This is a genomic window from Pseudomonas sp. MCal1 (assembly GCF_026341415.1).
Lineage (GTDB): Bacteria > Pseudomonadota > Gammaproteobacteria > Pseudomonadales > Pseudomonadaceae > Aquipseudomonas.
In genome coordinates this window covers 243,370-262,838 of sequence record NZ_JAKUMP010000006.1, presented here as the reverse complement: position 1 = coordinate 262,838, position 19,469 = coordinate 243,370, and the positions used below count along the sequence as shown (strand labels likewise).

Sequence of the window (19,469 nt, the reverse complement as noted above, 5' to 3'; positions counted from 1 at the left end):
GGTCGGTTCGGATTACCGGATCAGAAAGGCTGAAAAACGCCATCACAAAACTTTAATCACCAGCAAAATCAACCAGTTAACCTGTCGCAACTGGTCTGGCACGACTCATGCTCTACACTCCTTCGACGAATGCCTGTTGCGCCAACACAACAGGAGCCGTCAGGCATTCGAAGTACAAAGGGCCCGCTCAACCGGCTCCATAAAAAAAACAATGTCGAGGAAAATTTGATGCGCATCGTTCCCCATATCCTGGGCGCAGCCATTGCTGCCGCTCTGATCAGCACACCAGTTTTCGCTGCCGAGCTCACCGGCACCCTTAAGAAGATCAACGACTCGGGCACCATCACCCTCGGGCATCGTGACAGCTCCATTCCCTTCTCCTACATCGCCGATGCTTCGGGTAAACCCGTGGGCTACTCCCACGACATTCAGGTCGCTATCGTCGAAGCCCTGAAAAAAGACCTGAACAAGCCTGACCTGAACACCAAGTACAACCTGGTCACCTCGCAAACCCGTATTCCTCTGGTGCAGAACGGCACCGTGGACATCGAGTGCGGCTCCACCACCAACAACGCCGAACGCGCCCAGCAAGTCGACTTCACCGTCAACATCTTCGAAATCGGCACCCGCCTGCTGGTCAAGAAAGACAAGGAAGGCAAGCCGTCCTACGCTGACTTCGCCGACCTGAAAGGCAAGAACGTCGTGACCACCGCCGGCACCACGTCCGAGCGCATCATCAAGGCGATGAACGCCGACAAGCAGATGGGCATGAACGTCATCTCCGCCAAGGACCACGGCGAATCCTTCCAGATGCTGGAGAGCGGCCGCGCCGTCGCCTTCATGATGGACGACGCCCTGCTGGCCGGCGAAGAAGCCAAGGCCAAGAAGCCGGACGATTGGGTCATCACCGGTACTCCACAGTCCTTTGAAGCCTACGCGTGCATGGTTCGCAAAGACGATCCGGCCTTCAAGAAGGCCGTAGACGACGCCATCGTCGCGCTCTACAAGTCCGGCGAGATCAACAAGATCTACAGCAAATGGTTCGAAAGCCCGATCCCGCCGAAGGGTCTGAACCTGAACTTCCCGATGAGCGAAAAGGTTAAAGAGCTGATCGCCAACCCGAGCGACAAGCCTGCACCAGACGTAAAAATCTGACGCTGATCTAACCTTGTCACCTGAGGGAGCCCATCCTTCCTCGGGTGACAGTTAATACCTGCTGGTTTCAACTGGAACACTCGACCTGGTGGTTTTCGAGCCGATCGCGTGTGCCTGACGTTCAACGTCAGACGGGAAAGGATCTTCCCCAGGCGGGCACTTGTACATCGATCGAATCGAGGGGAGACCCTAATGAATTACAACTGGGACTGGGGCGTGTTCTTCAAGTCCACCGGCGTGGGCAGCGAGACCTATCTCGACTGGTTCATCTCCGGCCTGGGCTGGACCATCGCCATCGCCATCGTGGCCTGGATCATTGCCCTGTTGCTGGGCTCGCTGCTGGGCATCATGCGCACCGTGCCGAACCGCATCGTGGCGGGCATCGCGACCTGCTACGTCGAACTGTTCCGTAACGTGCCGCTGCTGGTTCAGCTGTTCATCTGGTACTTCCTGGTGCCCGACATGCTGCCGCAGAACCTGCAGGACTGGTACAAGCAGGACCTGAACCCGACCACCTCGGCCTACCTGAGCGTTGTCGTCTGCCTGGGCCTGTTCACCGCCGCCCGGGTCTGCGAACAGGTTCGCACCGGCATCCAGGCGCTGCCGCGTGGCCAGGAATCCGCCGCCCGCGCGATGGGTTTCAAGCTGCCGCAGATCTACTGGAACGTGCTGCTGCCCCAGGCCTACCGGATCATCATTCCGCCGCTCACCTCGGAATTCCTGAACGTGTTCAAGAACTCCTCCGTGGCCTCGCTGATCGGTCTGATGGAGCTTCTGGCGCAAACCAAACAGACCGCCGAGTTCTCGGCCAACCTGTTTGAAGCCTTCACCCTGGCGACCCTGATCTACTTCACCCTGAACATGAGCCTGATGCTGCTGATGCGCATGGTCGAGAAGAAAGTCGCCGTGCCCGGCCTGATCTCCGTGGGGGGTAAATAATGGAATTCGATTTCAGTGGCATCGTTCCGGCCATCCCCGGCCTGTGGAACGGCATGCTGATGACCCTCAAGCTGATGGCGCTGGGCGTGATCGGCGGGATCATCCTCGGTACCCTCCTCGCGCTGATGCGTCTGTCCCACAGCAAACTGCTGTCGAGCATCGCCGGCGCCTACGTCAATTATTTCCGCTCGATCCCGCTGCTGCTGGTGATTACCTGGTTCTACTTGGCAGTGCCGTTCGTGCTGCGCTGGATCACCGGCGAAGACACCCCGATCGGCGCGTTCACCTCGTGCATCGTGGCGTTCATGATGTTCGAAGCGGCGTATTTCTGCGAAATCGTCCGGGCCGGCGTGCAGTCGATTCCCAAGGGCCAGATGGGTGCCGCCCAGGCACTGGGCATGACCTACGGCCAGATGATGCGCCTGATCATCCTGCCCCAGGCGTTCCGCAAGATGACCCCGCTGCTGCTGCAGCAGAGCATCATCCTGTTCCAGGACACCTCGCTGGTCTACACCGTGGGCCTGGTGGACTTCCTCAACGCCTCGCGCGCCAGTGGCGACATCATTGGCCGCTCGAATGAGTTCCTGATCTTCGCAGGTCTCGTGTACTTCACCATCAGCTTTGCCGCCTCGCAGCTGGTCAAGCGTCTGCAAAAAAGGTTCGCCGTATGATCTCTATCAAGAACATCAACAAGTGGTATGGGGACTTCCAGGTGCTGACCGATTGCAGCACCGAGGTCAAAAAGGGTGAAGTGATCGTGGTTTGCGGCCCGTCCGGTTCGGGCAAATCGACCCTGATCAAGTGCGTCAACGCGCTGGAGCCGTTCCAGAAAGGCGACATCGTGGTCGACGGCACGTCGATTGCGGATCCGAAGACCAACCTGCCGAAACTGCGCTCGCGCGTCGGCATGGTGTTCCAGCATTTCGAACTGTTCCCACACCTGACCATCACCGAAAACCTGACCATCGCGCAGATCAAGGTGCTGGGCCGCAGCAAGGAAGAAGCGACCAAGAAAGGCCTACAACTGCTTGAGCGCGTCGGCCTGTCGGCTCACGCCCACAAGCACCCCGGCCAACTGTCCGGCGGTCAGCAACAGCGTGTGGCGATCGCCCGTGCACTGGCGATGGACCCGATCGTCATGCTGTTCGACGAGCCGACCTCGGCGCTGGACCCGGAAATGGTCAACGAAGTGCTCGACGTGATGGTGCAGCTGGCCCACGAAGGCATGACCATGATGTGCGTGACCCACGAAATGGGCTTCGCCCGCAAAGTGGCCGACCGCGTGATCTTCATGGACGCCGGCAAGATCATCGAAGACTGCCCGAAAGAGGAATTCTTCGGCGACATCAATGCCCGCTCCGAACGCGCGCAGCATTTCCTCGAGAAAATCCTGCAGCACTAAAAAACTGCCGGTTTCCCCGACAGCAACTGTCGGGGAATCCGGGTGGTTGACCCAAGGCATCTGTGATGAAATGCGACCCCACTCTCTATCGCGCCACGCCGCCATCACTTGCCGTGAAACCCCGTCTGATCCGCCACCTGTTCCTGCCGCCGCTGGTCATCGCCCTGATGATCGGACTGGGCTACATCGGCTTCTGGACCAGTGAACACTTCGGCATTCGCAGCCTCGGCGAAAACGGCCAGCGCCAGCTGGAACTGCACGCCCGCGCGGTCGAAAGCGAGATCAGCAAATACACCTACCTGCCCAGCCTGCTGGAACTCGAATCGAGCGTTTCGCAGTTGCTCGGCGACCCGACCCCGGAACACCGGCAAACGGTCAACGATTACCTTGAAGGCCTGAACCGGCGCAGCCGCAGTCGGGCCATCTACGTCATGGACACCACCGGTCGCGTCATGGCCACCAGCAACTGGCGCGACGTCGACAGCTACCTCGGTGAAGACCTGTCGTTCCGCGCCTACTTCCAGAATGCCATCCGCGGCCAGCCCGGACGTTTCTACGGGATCGGCAGCACCAACGGCGAACCCGGCTATTACCTGGCCCACGGCCTCGAAGAACACGGCAAGATCATCGGCGTCGCGGTGGTCAAGGTGCGCCTGGAAGCCATGGAAGAACGCTGGCAGCGAGCGCGCCTGGAAGCATTCGTCAGCGATGAAAACGGCATCATCATTCTGTCCAGCGACCCGGCGCGGCGCTTGAAATCGGTGATTGCGCTGAGCGACGAGACCAAGGAAAAACTCGCCCGCAGCCTGCAGTACTACTGGTTCCCGCTGAACGAGCTGCAACCGCTGGCCCGGGAAACCCTGTCCGAAGGCGTGGAAAAACTCACCTTCCCGGCCAACAGCGAAGTGCCGAGCCAACAGGACCGCCATGAAGAAAACATCAGCTATCTGGCGCAAACCCGGCCGCTGAGCGACACCCCGTGGAATTTCACTCTGCTCACCCCGTTGCAGGACCTGCGGCGCGAGGCGATCAATCAAGGGATTCTGGTGGCCGTGGCATTTGCCTTGGTGGCGTTCCTGCTGATCGCCTGGAACGAACGGCGCAAGGTCATCGCCACCCGCCTCGCCGCCCGTGAAGCCTTGCAGGAAGCCAACAATCAGCTGGAGCGTCGGATTACCGAACGCACCGCCGACCTGCGCGCCAGCAACGACCGGCTCAAGAGTCAGATCCGCGAACGGCGTCAGGCCGAAGAAACCTTGCGCCGCGCCCAGGACGAACTGGTGCAGGCCGGCAAACTCGCGGCCATCGGCCAGATGTCGACCAGCATCGCCCACGAACTGAACCAGCCGCTGGCGGCGATGCGCACGCTGTCGGGCAACACCATTCGCTTCCTTGAGCGCGGCCAGCTGGATGTCGCGAGCACCAACCTTAAGACCATCAACGACCTGATCGACCGCATGGGCCGGATCACCGCCAGCCTGCGCTCCTTCGCCCGACGCGGCGACGACAAGGGCCGCGCCAGCCTCGGCAAAGCGGTGGATGCCGCGCTGCAAGTGCTCGGCGCCCGTGTCGAAAAAGCCGCCCTGCAACAGCATCGCCAGTTCGACGATGTGCAGGTGCAGATCGACCAGACACGACTGGAACAGATTCTGGTCAACCTGATCGGCAACGCCCTTGACGCCATGCAGGCGCAACCGCTGCCGGAACTGTGGCTGGAAGGCGAAGAATTCAACGGCAAATATCGCCTGCGGGTACGCGACAACGGTCACGGCATCGACGCCGAAGCGCGCAAGCATCTGTTCGAACCGTTCTTCACCACCAAACCCGGCGAACAGGGTCTGGGCCTCGGCCTGACCCTGTCGGCCAGCCTCGCCGCCGCCACCGGCGGGCATCTGGGTGTCGAACACCCGGCCAGCGGTGGCACCACCTTCGTCCTCAGTTTACCGTTGGTAAGCCCTACTCCTGCCGAGCCAATATGAACAACGACCTTAGTGTGCTGATCGTCGAAGACGATCCCCATGTGCTGCTCGGCTGCCAGCAGGCGCTGACCCTCGAAGACATTCCCTGCATCGGCGTGGGCAGTGCCGAAGAGGCGCTGGAGCAGGTCGGCGACAACTTCGCCGGCATCGTCATCAGCGACATTCGCCTGCCGGGCATCGACGGCCTGGAACTGCTGACCCGCCTCAAGCAACGTGATCGCAGCCTGCCGGTGGTGCTGATCACCGGGCATGGCGACATCTCCATGGCCGTCGGCGCGATGCAGAAAGGCGCCTACGATTTCATGGAAAAACCGTTCTCCCCCGAACGTCTGGTCGATGTGGCCCGTCGCGCGCTGGAGCAACGCAGCCTGAATCGCGAAGTCTCGTCCCTGCGCCGGCAACTGGCCGAACGCGATTCCCTTGAAGGTCGGATCATCGGCCGTTCGCCGGCCATGCAGAACCTGCGGGAGCTGATCGCCAATGTCGCCGACACCTCGGCCAACGTGCTGATCGAAGGGGAAACCGGTACCGGCAAGGAACTGGTCGCCCGTTGCCTGCACGACTTCAGCCGCCGCCACACCAAACAGTTCGTGGCGCTGAACTGCGGCGGTCTGCCGGAAAACCTGTTCGAAAGCGAAATATTCGGCCACGAAGCCAACGCCTTCACCGGCGCCGGCAAGCGGCGGATCGGCAAGATCGAACACGCCGATGGCGGCACGCTATTCCTCGATGAAGTCGAAAGCATGCCACTGCCGTTGCAGATCAAACTGCTGCGGGTGTTACAGGAGCGCACCCTTGAACGCCTCGGCTCGAACCAGAGTGTGGCGGTGGATTGCCGGGTAATTGCGGCCACCAAGTCCGACCTCGACGAATCGAGCAAGGTCGGTGAATTCCGCAGCGACTTGTACTACCGCCTCAACGTGGTGACGCTGGAACTGCCGCCTCTGCGCGAACGCCGCGAAGACATCCTGCAACTGTTCGAACACTTCACCCAGCAATCGGCCCTGCGCTTCGACCGCGCACTGCCGGAGCTGGACAACCAGACGCTGTCGAGCCTGATGAGCCACGACTGGCCGGGCAACGTGCGCGAACTGCGCAACGTCGCCGAGCGTTTTGCCCTCGGTCTGCCGGCGTTCAAGAAAACCGGCGCGGGCAGTACAGGCCAAGGCCTGGCGTTCGCCGAAGCGGTGGAAGCGTTCGAACGCAACCTGCTCAGTGACGCCCTGCAACGCAGCGGCGGCAACCTGACCCAGGCCAGCCTGGAACTGGGGATGGCCAAGACCACGCTGTTCGACAAAGTGAAAAAGTACGGCCTGAGCCATTAAGCGAGAACGACGTGGATCTGATTTTCAAGGCAACGCTCGGCGCGGCAGTGGTGGTGATCCTCGCCATGCTGGCCAAGACCAAAAACTACTACATCGCCGGGCTGGTGCCGCTGTTCCCGACCTTCGCCCTGATCGCCCACTACATCGTCGGCAAGGGCCGTTCGATCGACGACCTGAAGACCACCATCGTCTTCGGTATGTGGTCGATCATCCCGTACTTCGTGTATCTGGCGACGCTGTACGTGATGGTCGACCGCATGCGCCTCGAAGCTTCGCTGGCGGTCGCGGCGGTGGCGTGGCTGATGGCGGCGACGGTGCTGGTGTCGGTGTGGGTACGGCTTCACGCCTGAGTCAAAGCAGGTTGTGCTCTGCCACCGGTTCGATCTGCGCCCAGTGCGACGTGTCTTCGCGATGCTCGCGCAGATACGGCAACACCGCCGCCAGCAACGGCTCCTTGAACGCTTCCTGAAAGCGGTGCGCCAGCCCCGGAATCAAGCGCAACTGACTGCCGCGAATGTGCGCCGCCAGATGCACGCCGTGCATCACCGGCAGCAGCGGATCCGCCGTGCCATGCACCACCAGCGTCGGGACCCGCAGTTGATTGAGCAACGCCACCCGGCTCGGTTCGGCGAGGATCGCCATGATCTGGCGCTTCACGCCTTCAGGGTTGAACGCCCGGTCATAGGACAGCGCCGCCTGATGCAGCAACGCCTGGCGATCATCACTGACTGAAGGGCTGCCCAGCGCCGCCAGCAGATCCGCCTGTTGCTCCAGCGCGATCTGGCGATTGGGAGCACCACGTCGAGCCAGCAATTGCACCAGTGCCGCGCTCGGCGCCGGCAGCCCTTCGGCACCGGAGCTGGTCATGATCAGCGTCAGGCTCTCGACCCGTTGCGGCGCCATCGCCGCCATGTGCTGGGCGATCATCCCGCCCATGCTCGCGCCGAGCACATGGAATTGCTCGACATGCAACGCGTCCATCAGCCCCAGCGCATCGTCGGCCATGTCGGTCAGGCTGTAAGGCGCCGCCACCGGCAACCCGAGTTTGTAGCGCAGCACTTCAAAGGTCAGGTTGGCGTCGGCCGGCGCCTGGCGCCAGGTCGAAAGACCGACATCGCGGTTGTCATAACGGATCACCCGAAAGCCCTGCTGACACAGCGCAACCACCACTTCATCCGGCCAGTGGATCAACTGCCCGCCCAGGCCCATCACCAGCAGCAGCGCCGGATCCGACCCACGGCCGATGCTCTGGAACGCCAGGCTCACCTGCTCCAGATCGACCCGCTCGGTCGGTACATTGACGTCGCAACGCGACGCCGCAGAAGACGCCGGAACGAAAAAAACCGCGGCCAACAACGCCGCGATTGCAAAAATTCCCTTGAACATGAAAAACACCGAAACGCAGAACCCCAGTAGAGCGCGAGTCTGATGAAGTTTGTTCAAGCGCGCTGCCACAGTTCGATGACAGTTTGATGAAGAGTGCCGAGCGGTCGCCACTCTTCATTCGGTGTTGCGTTACGCCAACTGACTGCGCAACTGTCGCGCCGCCGCGACCATGTTGACCAGCGCCGCTTCGGTCTCAGGCCAGGCGCGGGTCTTCAGGCCACAATCGGGGTTGACCCACAACCGCGCTGCCGGAATCCGTTTCACGGCCTTGCTCATCAGCTTGACCATTTCCGCTGTGTCCGGCACTCGCGGCGAGTGGATGTCATAGACGCCCGGGCCGATGTCGTTCGGGTAGTCGAACGCTTCAAAGGCCTCAAGCAATTCCATGTCCGAGCGCGAGGTTTCGATGGTGATCACATCGGCATCCATGTCGGCAATCGCCTTGATCACGTCATTGAATTCGCTGTAGCACATGTGGGTGTGAATCTGGGTTTCGTCCTTTACGCCCGAGGCGGTCAGGCGGAACGCTTCCACCGCCCAGTCGAGGTATTCCTGCCACTGTGCGCGGCGCAGCGGCAAGCCTTCGCGGAACGCGGCTTCGTCGATCTGCACGATCCTGATCCCGGCGTTCTCCAGATCCACCACTTCGTCACGCAGGGCCAGCGCCAGTTGTTGCGCCTGGACCTTGCGCGACACATCTTCGCGGGGGAACGACCACATCAGCATGGTCACAGGGCCGGTCAGCATGCCTTTCATGACCTTGTCGGTCAGGCTCTGGGCGTAGGTGATCCAGTCCACGGTCATGGGGTTCGGACGGGACAGATCGCCATAAATCACCGCTGGTTTGACGCAACGGGAGCCGTAGCTCTGGACCCAGCCGAAACGGGTGATCAGATAGCCGTCCAGTTGCTCGGCAAAGTACTCGACCATGTCATTGCGCTCGGCCTCACCGTGCACCAGCACATCGAGGCCCAGACGTTCCTGCACCTGCACCGCGTGGCGGATTTCGCTGCGCATCGCATCGTGGTAATCGTTGGCCGACAGTTTGCCCTGCTTGAACGCCTGACGGGCCAGACGAATCGACCCGGTCTGCGGGAACGAACCGATGGTGGTGGTCGGGAACGCCGGCAATTTCAGACGCGCCTGTTGCGCGGCGATGCGTTTGGCGAACGGCGAATGACGCTGGCTGTCGCTGGCGTTGATCGCTTCGATCCGCGCCTGCACGGCGGGTTTATGAATACGCGGCGAGCGGGCGCGACGCTCTTGAATCGCGCGGCTTTCGGCCAGCGCGCTTTGCACTTTCGGCGCTTGCGGATCGTTCAGCGCATCACGTAACACAGAGATTTCGCTGCACTTCTGCACGGCGAATGCCAGCCAGCTTTTCAGTTCCGGGTCGAGCTTGTCTTCGCGCTCGACATCCACCGGGCTGTGCAGCAACGAGCAGGAACTGCTGACCCACAGGTTGTCGCCAAAGCGCTCTTGCGCCGGTTGCAACTGCGCCAGTGCCTGCTCCAGTTCGCAGCGCCAGACGTTGCGGCCGTTGACCAGGCCTACCGAAAGAATCTTGTAGGTCGGCAGGCGATCCAGCACCTGACCGAGCTGATCCGGCGCCCGCACGGCGTCGATGTGCAAGCCCTGCACCGGCAAGCCGACGGCCAGGCCGAGGTTGTCTTGCAGGCCACTGAAATAGGTCGCCACCAGTTTCTTCAGCGGCGAGTACTGAAGGATGTGATAGGCGCGTTCGAAGGCACTTTTCCAGGCTTGCGGCAGGTCGAGGGTGAGGATCGGTTCGTCGATCTGCACCCACTCCACGCCCTGTGCGGCGAGGCGACCGAGGATTTCGTTGTACACCGGCAGCAGGCGCTCAAGCAGATCGAGTTTGTCGAAGTCGTTGCCTTTCGCCTTGCCCAGCCACAGGTAAGTCAGCGGGCCGATGATCACCGGTTTGACGTTGTGACCGAGGGCTTTGGCTTCTTCGACTTCATCGAACAGCTGTTCCCAGCTCAGCTTGAATTGCTGGTCTGTGCTGAATTCCGGGACCAGGTAGTGGTAGTTGGTGTCGAACCACTTGGTCAGCTCTTGTGCGTACTGAGTTTTGCCGTGCTCACCACCGCAGCAGGACGATGTGGCGCCACGGGCCATGGCAAACAGCGTGTCGAGGGTCGGCAGCCCGCGCTCGTCGCGCACACCGTCGAAGCGCTCAGGGATCACACCGAAGGTCAGCGAGTGGGTCAGCACCTGGTCGTACCAGGCGAAGTCGCCGACCGGCAGCAAGTCGATGCCGGCGTCCTTCTGCAATTGCCAGTGTCTGGCGCGCAGCTCGCGGCCGACCTGATTCAGAGCGGCCTGATCGAGATCGCCTTTCCAATAGGCTTCGAGGGCTTTTTTCAGTTCGCGGTCGGCGCCAATGCGCGGGAAACCCAGAGTGTGAGCCACGGCCATGTCGAATGTTCTCCATTGCGTAAAAGATGGCGCCATTGTCGACAGCCAGGTCAACATGAGACAAACTCAACCTTTTCGTGTTGATCACAAATTTTACTCATGGAGCCTGCGGTGCTTGAGATCCGTCACCTGAAAACCCTGCACGCCCTGCGCGAAGCCGACAGCCTGGTGGATGCGGCCGATCGCCTGCACCTGACCCAGTCGGCGTTGTCCCACCAGTTCAAGGAACTGGAAGAGCGCATGGGCATGCCGCTGTTCGTGCGCAAGACCAAACCCGTACGCTTCACCAGCGCCGGCCTGCGCCTGCTGCAACTGGCCGACGCGACCCTGCCGCTGCTGCGCGCCGCCGAACGCGACATCGGGCGTCTGGCCGGGGGCACCGCCGGGCGTCTGCACATGGCCATCGAATGTCACAGCTGCTTCCAGTGGCTGATGCCGACCATCGATCAGTTCCGCGATGCCTGGCCGGAAGTCGAACTCGACCTCGCTTCGGGTTTCTCCTTTGCCCCGCTGCCGGCGCTGGCTCGTGGCGATCTGGATCTGGTGGTGACGTCCGACCCGCTGGAAATCGCCGGCATCACCTACGTGCCGCTGTTCACCTACGAAGCCATGCTCGCAGTCGCCAACCAGCACGCATTGGCGAGCAAACCGTACATCGTCCCCGAAGATCTGCTGAGCGAAACCCTGATCACTTATCCGGTGGAACGGGATCGTCTCGATATCTTCACTCGCTTCCTCGAACCGGCCGACATCGAACCGGCGCAGGTGCGCACCTCAGAGCTGACGGTGATGATGATGCAACTGGTGGCCAGCGGCCGTGGTGTGTGCGGCATGCCGCACTGGGCACTGCATGAATACAGCTCGCGGGGCTACGTGAAGGGTAAGCGGCTGGGCGAGAAAGGCTTGTTTGCAACGCTGTACGCGGCGATCCGCGCCGACATGCTGGACGCGCCGTATATGCGCGATTTCCTGCTGACGGCCAAGGACACCTCGTTCTCGACGCTGGATGGGGTCAGCGCGGTTCGTTGAGGCTGGCGGTTGGCACGAAAAGCGCGCACCACATATGGATCTTGTCGAAGTAGTCCTCACCGACCCGAACCGCCGATTTATGTCCTACGTTAGCAGACGTTGCGCAAGCCTTGACCACTCGTCTGGACTGTCAAAGTTGACAGGTGCGCAACTTTCTACCGACGGCGCTCAATGGTGCATGCCTGCTGCCATTCCGGTAAGGGGCTGAGCCTGCAAAGGAGCGCTACCCATGAATACCAATGAAGTACTGAGTGAAGACTTTGGAAATGAAAGAGTCTTATTTCAACCCGATATTACATATACGATCCCCAGCGGAGAAATAACACTTTTGCCTCACAGTTTACCCCTGAATAGCGGAATTCTAAGTGCAACTTGGGCTCACTCTCCCGGAAAAAACGAAGAGAGCTCATTATGCGTAGAAAATGGAGGAGTGAAATATACATTTAACTCTACTTACTCTTACGTGAGTTTTTGGTTCGCGATAAGCAGGGGAGGCACTGGTCGCCCGTATGATTCTTATTCGATAAGATTTTATGATGCACAGGAAACGCTACTCCACACTACCATTGCGCAGGCACAGGAGTCGATTTCCTATCATCCGATATCATTTTCCGGGAAGGGAATAAAAAGCGTGCAAATTCAACTTGGAGATGAGGATGTCGGTGGATATCAAATAACTACCGCAGCTGATTTTTTTCAATTCAGAGTTTAGGAGATGCAGGACGCGGGAACGCGTTAATTAACCAGCTCCGGCAGGAAAAAGGGACCGTCAAGGTTAAAAGCCCCCACAGCCCGCAGCAATGCGGGTGAAATAAGTGGGGGGCATTAATTACCTGCCAGGTCATCAAAGCCAGGCAACTCATCAGGGCGGTTGAGTACCTGTCGAAAGTTCTCCATGGCTTGGTGGGGGGGCGAGTATTGGCAGGCCATGCAGTTCGCGTTGGGAAATTCCGATTCCTCTACAGGAAAACGTGAACATGTGGTCTTCCGTCAGACCGTGACTATGCGGAATAAAGGCCGCTTCGCAGCCCCGCAGGAGCAAGTTCCCTCGCCACGAAAGTCCGACCAGGACTTCAGCGAGATTCACACCACATATGGATCTTGTCGAAATATTCCTCACCGACCCGAACCGCCAGGGGTTCCAGACCAAACTGGATGAAGCCGCAGCGCTGGTATAGCTTGAATGCGGCTTCATTGCCGGCGGTGACGGTCAGTTGAATGACTTTCAGTGCCGGATGCTGCTGCGCTTCCTCCAGCACGGCCTCCATCAATTTCAGTCCCAGCCCGCGTTGACGAAACCCGGCCGACACATACATGCCGAACACCGTTGCCTTGTGCCGGGCCTTCTCCCGAGGCTCGAACGCCAGGCCGACAATGCCCGCCAGCCGACTGCCTTCGAACGCGCCAAACACCGCGTCGAGCTTGCTGGTCAGCCGTGATTCCCACCAGCTCAGCGGCATCACTGCGCGCTCGCGCACACTGGAAGTGAACGCTTGCGGATGCCGGTCATAGGCTTCCAGCATCAATTCGCGATAGGCCAACGCATGACTGGCGTCGAGCCGTTCGATCCACATTTTCAGGCGGCCTTGCGTTGTTCAAGCATCAGCCGCACGGCCAGTGCGCCCAGCACAAAGCCCATGAAATAACGCTGCACCGCCAGCCAGGTCGGGTTGTTGACGAACCACGACGCGATACCGGCCGCCGACAGGGCGATCAACAGGTTGACGCTGAAACTGACGCTGATCTGGGTCAGCCCGAGAATGATGCTCTGGCTGAACACCGAGCCGTGCTCCGGCGTGATGAACTGCGGAAACACCGAGAGGTAGAACACCGCGATTTTCGGGTTCAGCGCGCTGGTGAGAAACCCCATGGTGATGAGCTTGCGCGACGAGTCCGCCGGCAATGCCTGCACCTCGAATGGCGAGCGGGCGCCGGGTTTCACTGCCTGCCAAGCCAGCCACAACAGGTACAGCGCGCCGGCCCACTTCAACACCTCATATGCCATCGGGACCGCGAGAAACACCGCCGTCAAACCGGCTGCCGCCGCGAACATATGCACGAAGAACCCAGCCACCACGCCCACCAGCGACGTGACCCCGGCCTTGCGGCCCTGACAGATCGAACGGGAGATCAGGTAAATCATGTTCGGCCCAGGCGTCAGTACCATCAGCAGCGCGGCGGCGGCAAAAATCAGCAGGTCTTGAAGCGGGATCATGACGAAGTCCTTTGCACGAATGATCAGGCGATCGCAGTCAGCGAGGCTCGATAAAACGGCAGGATCAGGTCACGTGTCAATGGGGCGAGAACGACATTGCCGTCGGTGGCCGGGTCGATCCAGATCACCTCTTCGATCTCGGCGGCCGGAGACACCCTGGCGTCGATGGTCAGCTGAAAGATCTCGGCCTGCACGACGAATCCCGGCTCGTTGGCGGCGGGTGCCGAGAACTGGCCGAGAAAACTCGCCTGCGCCGGATCGATCAGCAGTCCCAGTTCTTCTTCCAGCTCACGGGCCAGCGCATGCACCGGCAGCTCATGGGCTTCGATTTTGCCGCCGGGCTGCATGAACGCCGTGGTGTCGCGCTTGCGCACCAGCAGGGTCTGGCCGTCGGGGTTGAGCAGCAGCGCGGCAGCGATGCGGATCGTGGAATTATTTGCGGTCGACATGAACGAAAAGCCTATGACTCAAAAACGGCAAGGATCACACGCTTGCCGCTCGTGAGGCAAAGGCTCGACCGCACGTCAGGCCGCTTCCTGGAAATCCATTTCCGGCGGCTGACGACGGAACCCGCCGGTCAGCACCGCCAGATACACCACACCAATCGCCAGCCAGCTCAGGCCCAGATACAGCGCCAGGTGATCGAGGCTGACCATCAGCCACAAGTCCGCCGCCAGGCCGATGAACGGGAAGATCAGGAACAGGATCAGCTCGCGCAGGCCTTTTTTCTCGCCGCCGATCCAGTAGTGAAAAATCACCGACAGATTGACCAGGCTGAACGCCAGGAACGCGCCGAAGTTGATGAACGAAGTCGAGGTGGTCACGTCGAGCTTCAGCGCCAGCAAAGCCACCACCGCACACAGCAGGATGCTGTTGACCGGCGTACCGAAGCGCTCGTGCAAGGTGCCGAAAAACGACTTGGGCAGCACACCGTCACGGCCCATCGCAAACAACAGCCGCGAACCGCTGGCCTGCGCCGACAGGCCTGAGGCGAACTGACCGACGATCAGGCCGATCAGGAAGATCGACACGAACAGGTCGCCACCGATATTGCGCGCAATTTCGTAGGCCGCCGAGTCGACGCTGTCGAACTGGAACGATGGATGGGCGATCTGCACGAAGTACGATACGCCGACGAAAATCAGCCCGCCGATCAGGGTGATCAACATGATTGCCCGAGGAATGGTGCGGCGTGGATCACGGGTTTCTTCGGTGAGGGTGCTGACCGCGTCGAAACCGAGAAACGAGTAGCAGGCGATGGCGGCCCCGCTCATGATCAGCGGCATCTGCATGTCGCCATTGAAGAACGGTTTGATCGACCACAGCGGCGTGCTGGCATCGCCACCGACGTAGTGCACGCACAGCGCGACAAAGGCGATCAGCACCAGGAACTGCACCAGCATCAGCAAGGCGTTGATGCCGTTGGCCAGTTTCAGGCCGATGATGTTGATCGCGCTGGTGATGCCGATGAACGCCAGCACCCAGATCCACTGCGGGATCGACGGGAAGGCCGACGCGAGGTATGCGGCGCCGATCAGCCAGATCGCCATCGGCAGAAACAGATAATCGAGCAGCACCGCCCACCCGGCGATGAAGCCGAGTTTCGGGCTGATGGCCTTGCGCACGTAGCTGTAGGCCGAGCCCGCCACCGGGAACGCGGCGGCCATGCGGCCATAACTCATGGCGGTGAAAAACATCGCCACCAGCGCCGCCAGATACGCGGCGGGCACCATGCCGGCGGTGGACTGGGCGAGGATGCCGAACGTGCCGAGGACAATGATCGGCGTCATGTAGGCGATGCCGAACAGCACCACCGACCCCAGCGAAAGGGTGCGTTGCAAACGAGCCATGGGCGACTTACTCCGGATTTTATTGGATTTATGGCAGAGGCCGAGTTCGGCGAATGTTTCGGGTGTTGCTTTGTTTTTGCTGATCGTTCCCACGCTCCGCGTGGGAATGCAGCCCGGGACGCTCTGCGTCCCAAGAGCGGACGCAGAGCGTCCATGGAGGCATTCCCACGCAGAGCGTGGGAACGATCGGGTACAACGGGTCAAGGGATCAGCAGCTCTCGTACTCCCGAGGCGTGCTCGACCACCTCCCCCGGCAACTTCAACCGCTGATCATCCAGATAGCGATAATCCTTGCGCGCCAGCGCCAACTGGCCGAAATCCAGCTCGACACTGAACCGCCCTTCTTCACGTCCAGCCTCGAACAGCACCGTTCCCAGCGGATCCACCAGCGCACTGCCGCCGGCAAACATCAACCCGTCATCCCCGGCTTCCACGCGGTTGACCATCAACGCAAACGCCTGGTTTTCCTGAGCCCGGGCCATGATCGCAGTGCGGTGGGTCGGGCCGTACGGGTCCATGTTGCCGTTGGTCACGATCAACATCTGCGCCCCCAGTTGCGCCAGGGCGCGGGCCGATTCCGGGAACTCGATGTCGTAACAGATCAGCAGACCGACCCGCACACCGTTCCACAAACACGTTGCATATCGATCACCCGCTTCGAACACACCACGATCCGACGCCCAGAGGTGGGTCTTGCGGTATTTCAGGGCGATACCTTCGGGGGTGATCAGCAGCGTGGTGTTGTAGAAGCGGCCGTCATCGTTCTCGGCCATGCCGATCACCACCGCCAGGTTGCGTTCACGGGCGGCGGCCTGCACGGCGCTGACGGTCGGGCCGTCGACCGGTTCGGCGACCTGCGCCACGGTGTCAGCGGTCGGGAAGCCCATCAGGTGGGTCTCGGGGAACACGATCAATTGCGTGTCGGTGGCGCAGGCCGCAATCGCGGCGAGGGCGCGTTCGAGGTTGTACGCCGTGTCTTTGTCACGGCCCGCCAGTTGGGCGAGTTCGACTTTCATGGGGAGTCCTTGTGATGAGCGCCGGGGGCGGAAAGATTGCCCGGCGGCTGTCTGTGGGCCAGTATGCTTCGCATTCGACCGGCCAGGGAATTACGCGGCCGGGGTAACCCGATAGGGGTAGAGGCATGACTGTTTCGTTTGACGACATCACCTGGCACCGCGCCGTCGGGCAGTTGATCGACGCCCTCGACAAGCCGAATTTCTGGGCGCAACTGGTGCGCCTGCTCGACCAGTACGTCACGTTCGATAGCTGGGTGGCGCTGCTGTTCAGCGCCGACCGTCACCCGCAGGTGTTCGCCGAATGCCCCGGTGCCGACGGCAGTCCCGACCAGCTGTTTCAGGATTATCTGCGCGGGTTGTACCTGCTCGATCCGTTCTACATCGCCTGCCGCGAGCAATCGCGCACCGGGTTGTATCGCCTGTCGGAGGTCGCGCCGGAGCACTTCGAACTGACCGAGTATTACCAGCGATACTTTCGTCTGAATGTGGTGGCCGACGAAATCCAGTTCAATTGCCAGCTCGAAGGCGACCGCACGCTGTGCCTGTCACTGGGCAGCCAGCAGCGCTTCACCGGCGAGCAGATTGCCCTGCTGTCGCTGATCCAGCCGTGGGTGCTCGGCCTGTTGCGCCAGCGCCTGCCTTATGAAATCAACGAAACCGTGGCCCTCGCCCCGGCGCCTGCGCAACCGGACTGGCGGGTGCAGCTCGAAGCGTCGGTGCAGCAACTCAAGGGCGCGCAGCTGACCGCCCGGGAGCTGGACGTCGGGCGCCTGATGCTCAGCGGTTGCTCCAGTAAAGAAATCGCCCGTAAGCTGGAAATCTCTGTTGAAACCGTGAAAGTCCATAAGAAACACATGTACAGCAAGCTGGGGATCAAATCCCAGTCGGAGCTGTTTTCGATCTTTCTGCAGGCGCAGAACGCCTGATACAGCGCTGTGAGCTTTTCTGTGGGAGCGAGCTTGCTCGCGAAAGGGCCGCCATAACCGACTTATGCGTTGACTGGCCCACCGCTATCGCGAGCAAGCTCGCTCCCACAGGGATCTGCGGCGCTGAACAATCCAAGTCCGAACCAAGGAAACCGTATGAGCCTGTCACTCCTGAGCCGCTACGCCTTCTTTGCCGTCTGCGTGATTTTCACCCTCGCCAGCCTGCCCTTTCTCGAACACGACTGGCTGTGGCCGATCACCGCCGTCACCGGCGTATTGAGCCTGATCGGTCTGTTCGACCTGATGCAGAGCCCGCACGCGGTGCGCCGCAATTACCCGATCCTGGGCAACATCCGTTATCTGGTCGAGGGGATTCGCCCGGAAATCCGCCAGTACCTGCTGGAATCCGACAGCGACGCCCTGCCCTTCTCTCGCGCCCAGCGTTCGCTGGTGTATTCGCGAGCGAAGAATGAAACCGCCGACAAGCCGTTCGGCACCCTGATCGACGTCTACCAATCCGGCTTCGAATTCATCGGTCATTCGATGCGCCCGGCACCGTTGAGCGACCCGAGCAGCTTTCGCGTCACCGTCGGTGGCCCGCAGTGCACCCAGCCTTACTCGGCATCGGTGTTCAACATCTCGGCCATGAGTTTTGGCTCCCTCAGCGCCAACGCGATCCGCGCGCTGAACCAAGGCGCCAAACTCGGCAACTTCGCTCACGACACCGGCGAAGGCAGCATCAGCCCCTATCACCGCGAACACGGCGGCGACCTGACCTGGGAACTGGGCAGCGGCTATTTCGGCTGCCGCACCAGCGACGGCCGTTTCGACCCGGAACGTTTCGCCGCCCAGGCGCAGACCCCGCAGGTGCGGATGATCGAAATCAAGATGAGCCAGGGCGCCAAACCGGGCCACGGCGGAATTCTGCCCAAGCACAAAGTGACCCAGGAAATCGCCGACACCCGCGGCATCCTGATGGGCGAAGACTGCATCTCGCCGTCGCGCCACAGCGCGTTTTCCACGCCGATCGAGATGATGCATTTCATCCAGCAGCTGCGTGAACTGTCCGGCGGCAAACCGGTGGGCTTCAAGTTCTGCCTCGGCCATCCGTGGGAGTTCATGGGCATCGCCAAGGCCATGCTGGAGACCGGCATCCTGCCGGACTTCATCGTGGTCGACGGCAAGGAAGGCGGCACCGGCGCCGCCCCGGTGGAGTTCACCGACCACATCGGCGTGCCGATGCGCGAAGGCCTGCTGTTTGTTCACAACACCCTGGTGGGGCTGAATCTGCGCGACAAGATCAAGCTCGGCGCCAGCGGCAAGATCGTCAGCGCCTTCGACATCGCCAGCGTGCTCGCCATCGGCGCCGACTGGGCCAACTCGGCGCGCGGCTTCATGTTCGCCATCGGCTGCATCCAGTCGCAAAGCTGCCACACCAACAAATGTCCGACCGGCGTCGCCACCCAGGACACCCTGCGCCAGCGTGCGCTGGTGGTGCCGGACAAGGCCCAGCGGGTCTACAACTTTCACCGCAATACGCTCAAGGCGCTGGCGGAAATGCTCGCCGCCGCCGGCCTCGACCATCCGTCGCAACTCTCGGCCAAGCATTTGGTACGGCGCATGTCGGCGACCGAGATCAAACTGTTTTCACAGCTGCACGTGTTCCTGAAACCGGGGGAGTTGCTCACCGGGGAAGTGAACGGCGAGTTCTATTCGCGGATGTGGCAGATGGCGCGGGCGGACAGTTTTGAACCGCAGGAAGTCGTAGCTGCTTGAATGATTCAGGGCCTGTCAACGCCGGCAGG

At 61.0% G+C, this 19,469-nt stretch carries 18 protein-coding genes; 11 read left to right on the top strand and 7 right to left on the bottom strand.

The genetic code is table 11. The annotated features are described in order from the left end of the window. The first annotated feature begins 228 nt into the window (after nucleotides 1-228). The 7 genes from MKZ87_RS12630 (at nucleotide 229) to MKZ87_RS12600 (ending at nucleotide 7,150) form a co-directional block, all read left to right on the top strand. A complete protein-coding gene (locus MKZ87_RS12630; RefSeq protein WP_085699710.1) occupies nucleotides 229-1,155 on the top strand; it encodes a glutamate/aspartate ABC transporter substrate-binding protein in 927 nt (308 codons plus the stop codon). 192 nt (nucleotides 1,156-1,347) lie between these two features. Continuing rightward, nucleotides 1,348-2,094 (top strand): amino acid ABC transporter permease, encoded by a 747-nt coding sequence (locus tag MKZ87_RS12625; RefSeq protein WP_085684522.1) that lies wholly within the window; start codon nucleotides 1,348-1,350, stop codon nucleotides 2,092-2,094. Beyond that, the gene (locus tag MKZ87_RS12620; RefSeq protein WP_085699712.1) at nucleotides 2,094-2,765 is read left to right on the top strand and encodes an amino acid ABC transporter permease; all 672 of its coding nucleotides are present in this window, start codon (nucleotides 2,094-2,096) and stop codon (nucleotides 2,763-2,765) included. Before MKZ87_RS12625 ends, MKZ87_RS12620 begins: the two co-directional genes overlap by 1 nt. Then, on the top strand, nucleotides 2,762-3,496 hold the full coding sequence (locus MKZ87_RS12615) for an amino acid ABC transporter ATP-binding protein (RefSeq protein WP_007927141.1): 735 nt from the start codon (nucleotides 2,762-2,764) through the stop codon (nucleotides 3,494-3,496). The genes MKZ87_RS12620 and MKZ87_RS12615 overlap by 4 nt, the downstream gene beginning before the upstream one ends. Nucleotides 3,497-3,561: 65 nt before the next feature. Then, on the top strand, nucleotides 3,562-5,475 hold the full coding sequence (locus tag MKZ87_RS12610) for a sensor histidine kinase (protein WP_085699716.1): 1,914 nt from the start codon (nucleotides 3,562-3,564) through the stop codon (nucleotides 5,473-5,475). Further along, entirely contained in the window at nucleotides 5,472-6,800 is a 1,329-nt protein-coding gene (locus tag MKZ87_RS12605) for a sigma-54-dependent transcriptional regulator (protein ID WP_085699718.1), read from the top strand. Before MKZ87_RS12610 ends, MKZ87_RS12605 begins: the two co-directional genes overlap by 4 nt. Before the next feature lie 20 nt (nucleotides 6,801-6,820). Further along, nucleotides 6,821-7,150, top strand: a complete 330-nt coding sequence (locus MKZ87_RS12600) for a GlpM family protein (protein WP_227235632.1) — start codon at nucleotides 6,821-6,823, stop codon at nucleotides 7,148-7,150. 1 nt (nucleotide 7,151) lies between these two features. Here the strand turns inward: MKZ87_RS12600 and MKZ87_RS12595 are convergent, their stop codons facing one another. Continuing rightward, complete coding sequence (locus MKZ87_RS12595; protein ID WP_266201004.1) at nucleotides 7,152-8,186, bottom strand: alpha/beta fold hydrolase; 1,035 nt, start codon at nucleotides 8,184-8,186, stop codon at nucleotides 7,152-7,154. A 129-nt stretch (nucleotides 8,187-8,315) separates the two neighbouring features. Continuing rightward, nucleotides 8,316-10,628 carry a 5-methyltetrahydropteroyltriglutamate--homocysteine S-methyltransferase gene (gene metE, locus MKZ87_RS12590; RefSeq protein ID WP_266201002.1) on the bottom strand — a complete coding sequence of 771 codons (2,313 nt, stop codon included), beginning with the start codon at nucleotides 10,626-10,628 and terminating at the stop codon, nucleotides 8,316-8,318. A 111-nt stretch (nucleotides 10,629-10,739) separates the two neighbouring features. On the opposite strand from metE, the gene metR reads away from it, so the two are divergent. Beyond that, a complete protein-coding gene (metR, locus tag MKZ87_RS12585; protein WP_085699725.1) occupies nucleotides 10,740-11,657 on the top strand; it encodes a transcriptional regulator MetR in 918 nt (305 codons plus the stop codon). Between the two features lie 229 nt (nucleotides 11,658-11,886). Beyond that, nucleotides 11,887-12,369, top strand: a complete 483-nt coding sequence (locus MKZ87_RS12580; RefSeq protein ID WP_139832616.1) for a hypothetical protein — start codon at nucleotides 11,887-11,889, stop codon at nucleotides 12,367-12,369. 361 nt (nucleotides 12,370-12,730) lie between these two features. On the opposite strand, the gene MKZ87_RS12575 is transcribed toward MKZ87_RS12580, so the two are convergent. The 5 genes from MKZ87_RS12575 to MKZ87_RS12555 form a co-directional block, all read right to left on the bottom strand. Further along, complete coding sequence (locus MKZ87_RS12575) at nucleotides 12,731-13,231, bottom strand: GNAT family N-acetyltransferase (protein ID WP_227233419.1); 501 nt, start codon at nucleotides 13,229-13,231, stop codon at nucleotides 12,731-12,733. Between the two features lie 2 nt (nucleotides 13,232-13,233). Continuing rightward, the gene (locus tag MKZ87_RS12570) at nucleotides 13,234-13,872 is read right to left on the bottom strand and encodes a LysE family translocator (RefSeq protein WP_085699729.1); all 639 of its coding nucleotides are present in this window, start codon (nucleotides 13,870-13,872) and stop codon (nucleotides 13,234-13,236) included. Between the two features lie 23 nt (nucleotides 13,873-13,895). Further along, complete coding sequence (locus MKZ87_RS12565) at nucleotides 13,896-14,321, bottom strand: NUDIX hydrolase (RefSeq protein WP_085701726.1); 426 nt, start codon at nucleotides 14,319-14,321, stop codon at nucleotides 13,896-13,898. A 75-nt stretch (nucleotides 14,322-14,396) separates the two neighbouring features. Beyond that, a complete protein-coding gene (locus MKZ87_RS12560; RefSeq protein ID WP_266200999.1) occupies nucleotides 14,397-15,722 on the bottom strand; it encodes an APC family permease in 1,326 nt (441 codons plus the stop codon). 200 nt (nucleotides 15,723-15,922) lie between these two features. Then, on the bottom strand, nucleotides 15,923-16,738 hold the full coding sequence (locus tag MKZ87_RS12555; protein WP_266200997.1) for a carbon-nitrogen hydrolase family protein: 816 nt from the start codon (nucleotides 16,736-16,738) through the stop codon (nucleotides 15,923-15,925). A gap of 125 nt (nucleotides 16,739-16,863) precedes the next feature. Between MKZ87_RS12555 and MKZ87_RS12550 the strand changes: the two genes are divergently transcribed. Together MKZ87_RS12550 and MKZ87_RS12545 are read left to right on the top strand one after the other, a co-directional pair. After that, a complete protein-coding gene (locus tag MKZ87_RS12550) occupies nucleotides 16,864-17,664 on the top strand; it encodes a helix-turn-helix transcriptional regulator (protein WP_085701729.1) in 801 nt (266 codons plus the stop codon). 156 nt (nucleotides 17,665-17,820) lie between these two features. After that, entirely contained in the window at nucleotides 17,821-19,440 is a 1,620-nt protein-coding gene (locus tag MKZ87_RS12545; protein ID WP_085699741.1) for an FMN-binding glutamate synthase family protein, read from the top strand. The last annotated feature ends 29 nt before the right edge of the window (nucleotides 19,441-19,469 follow it).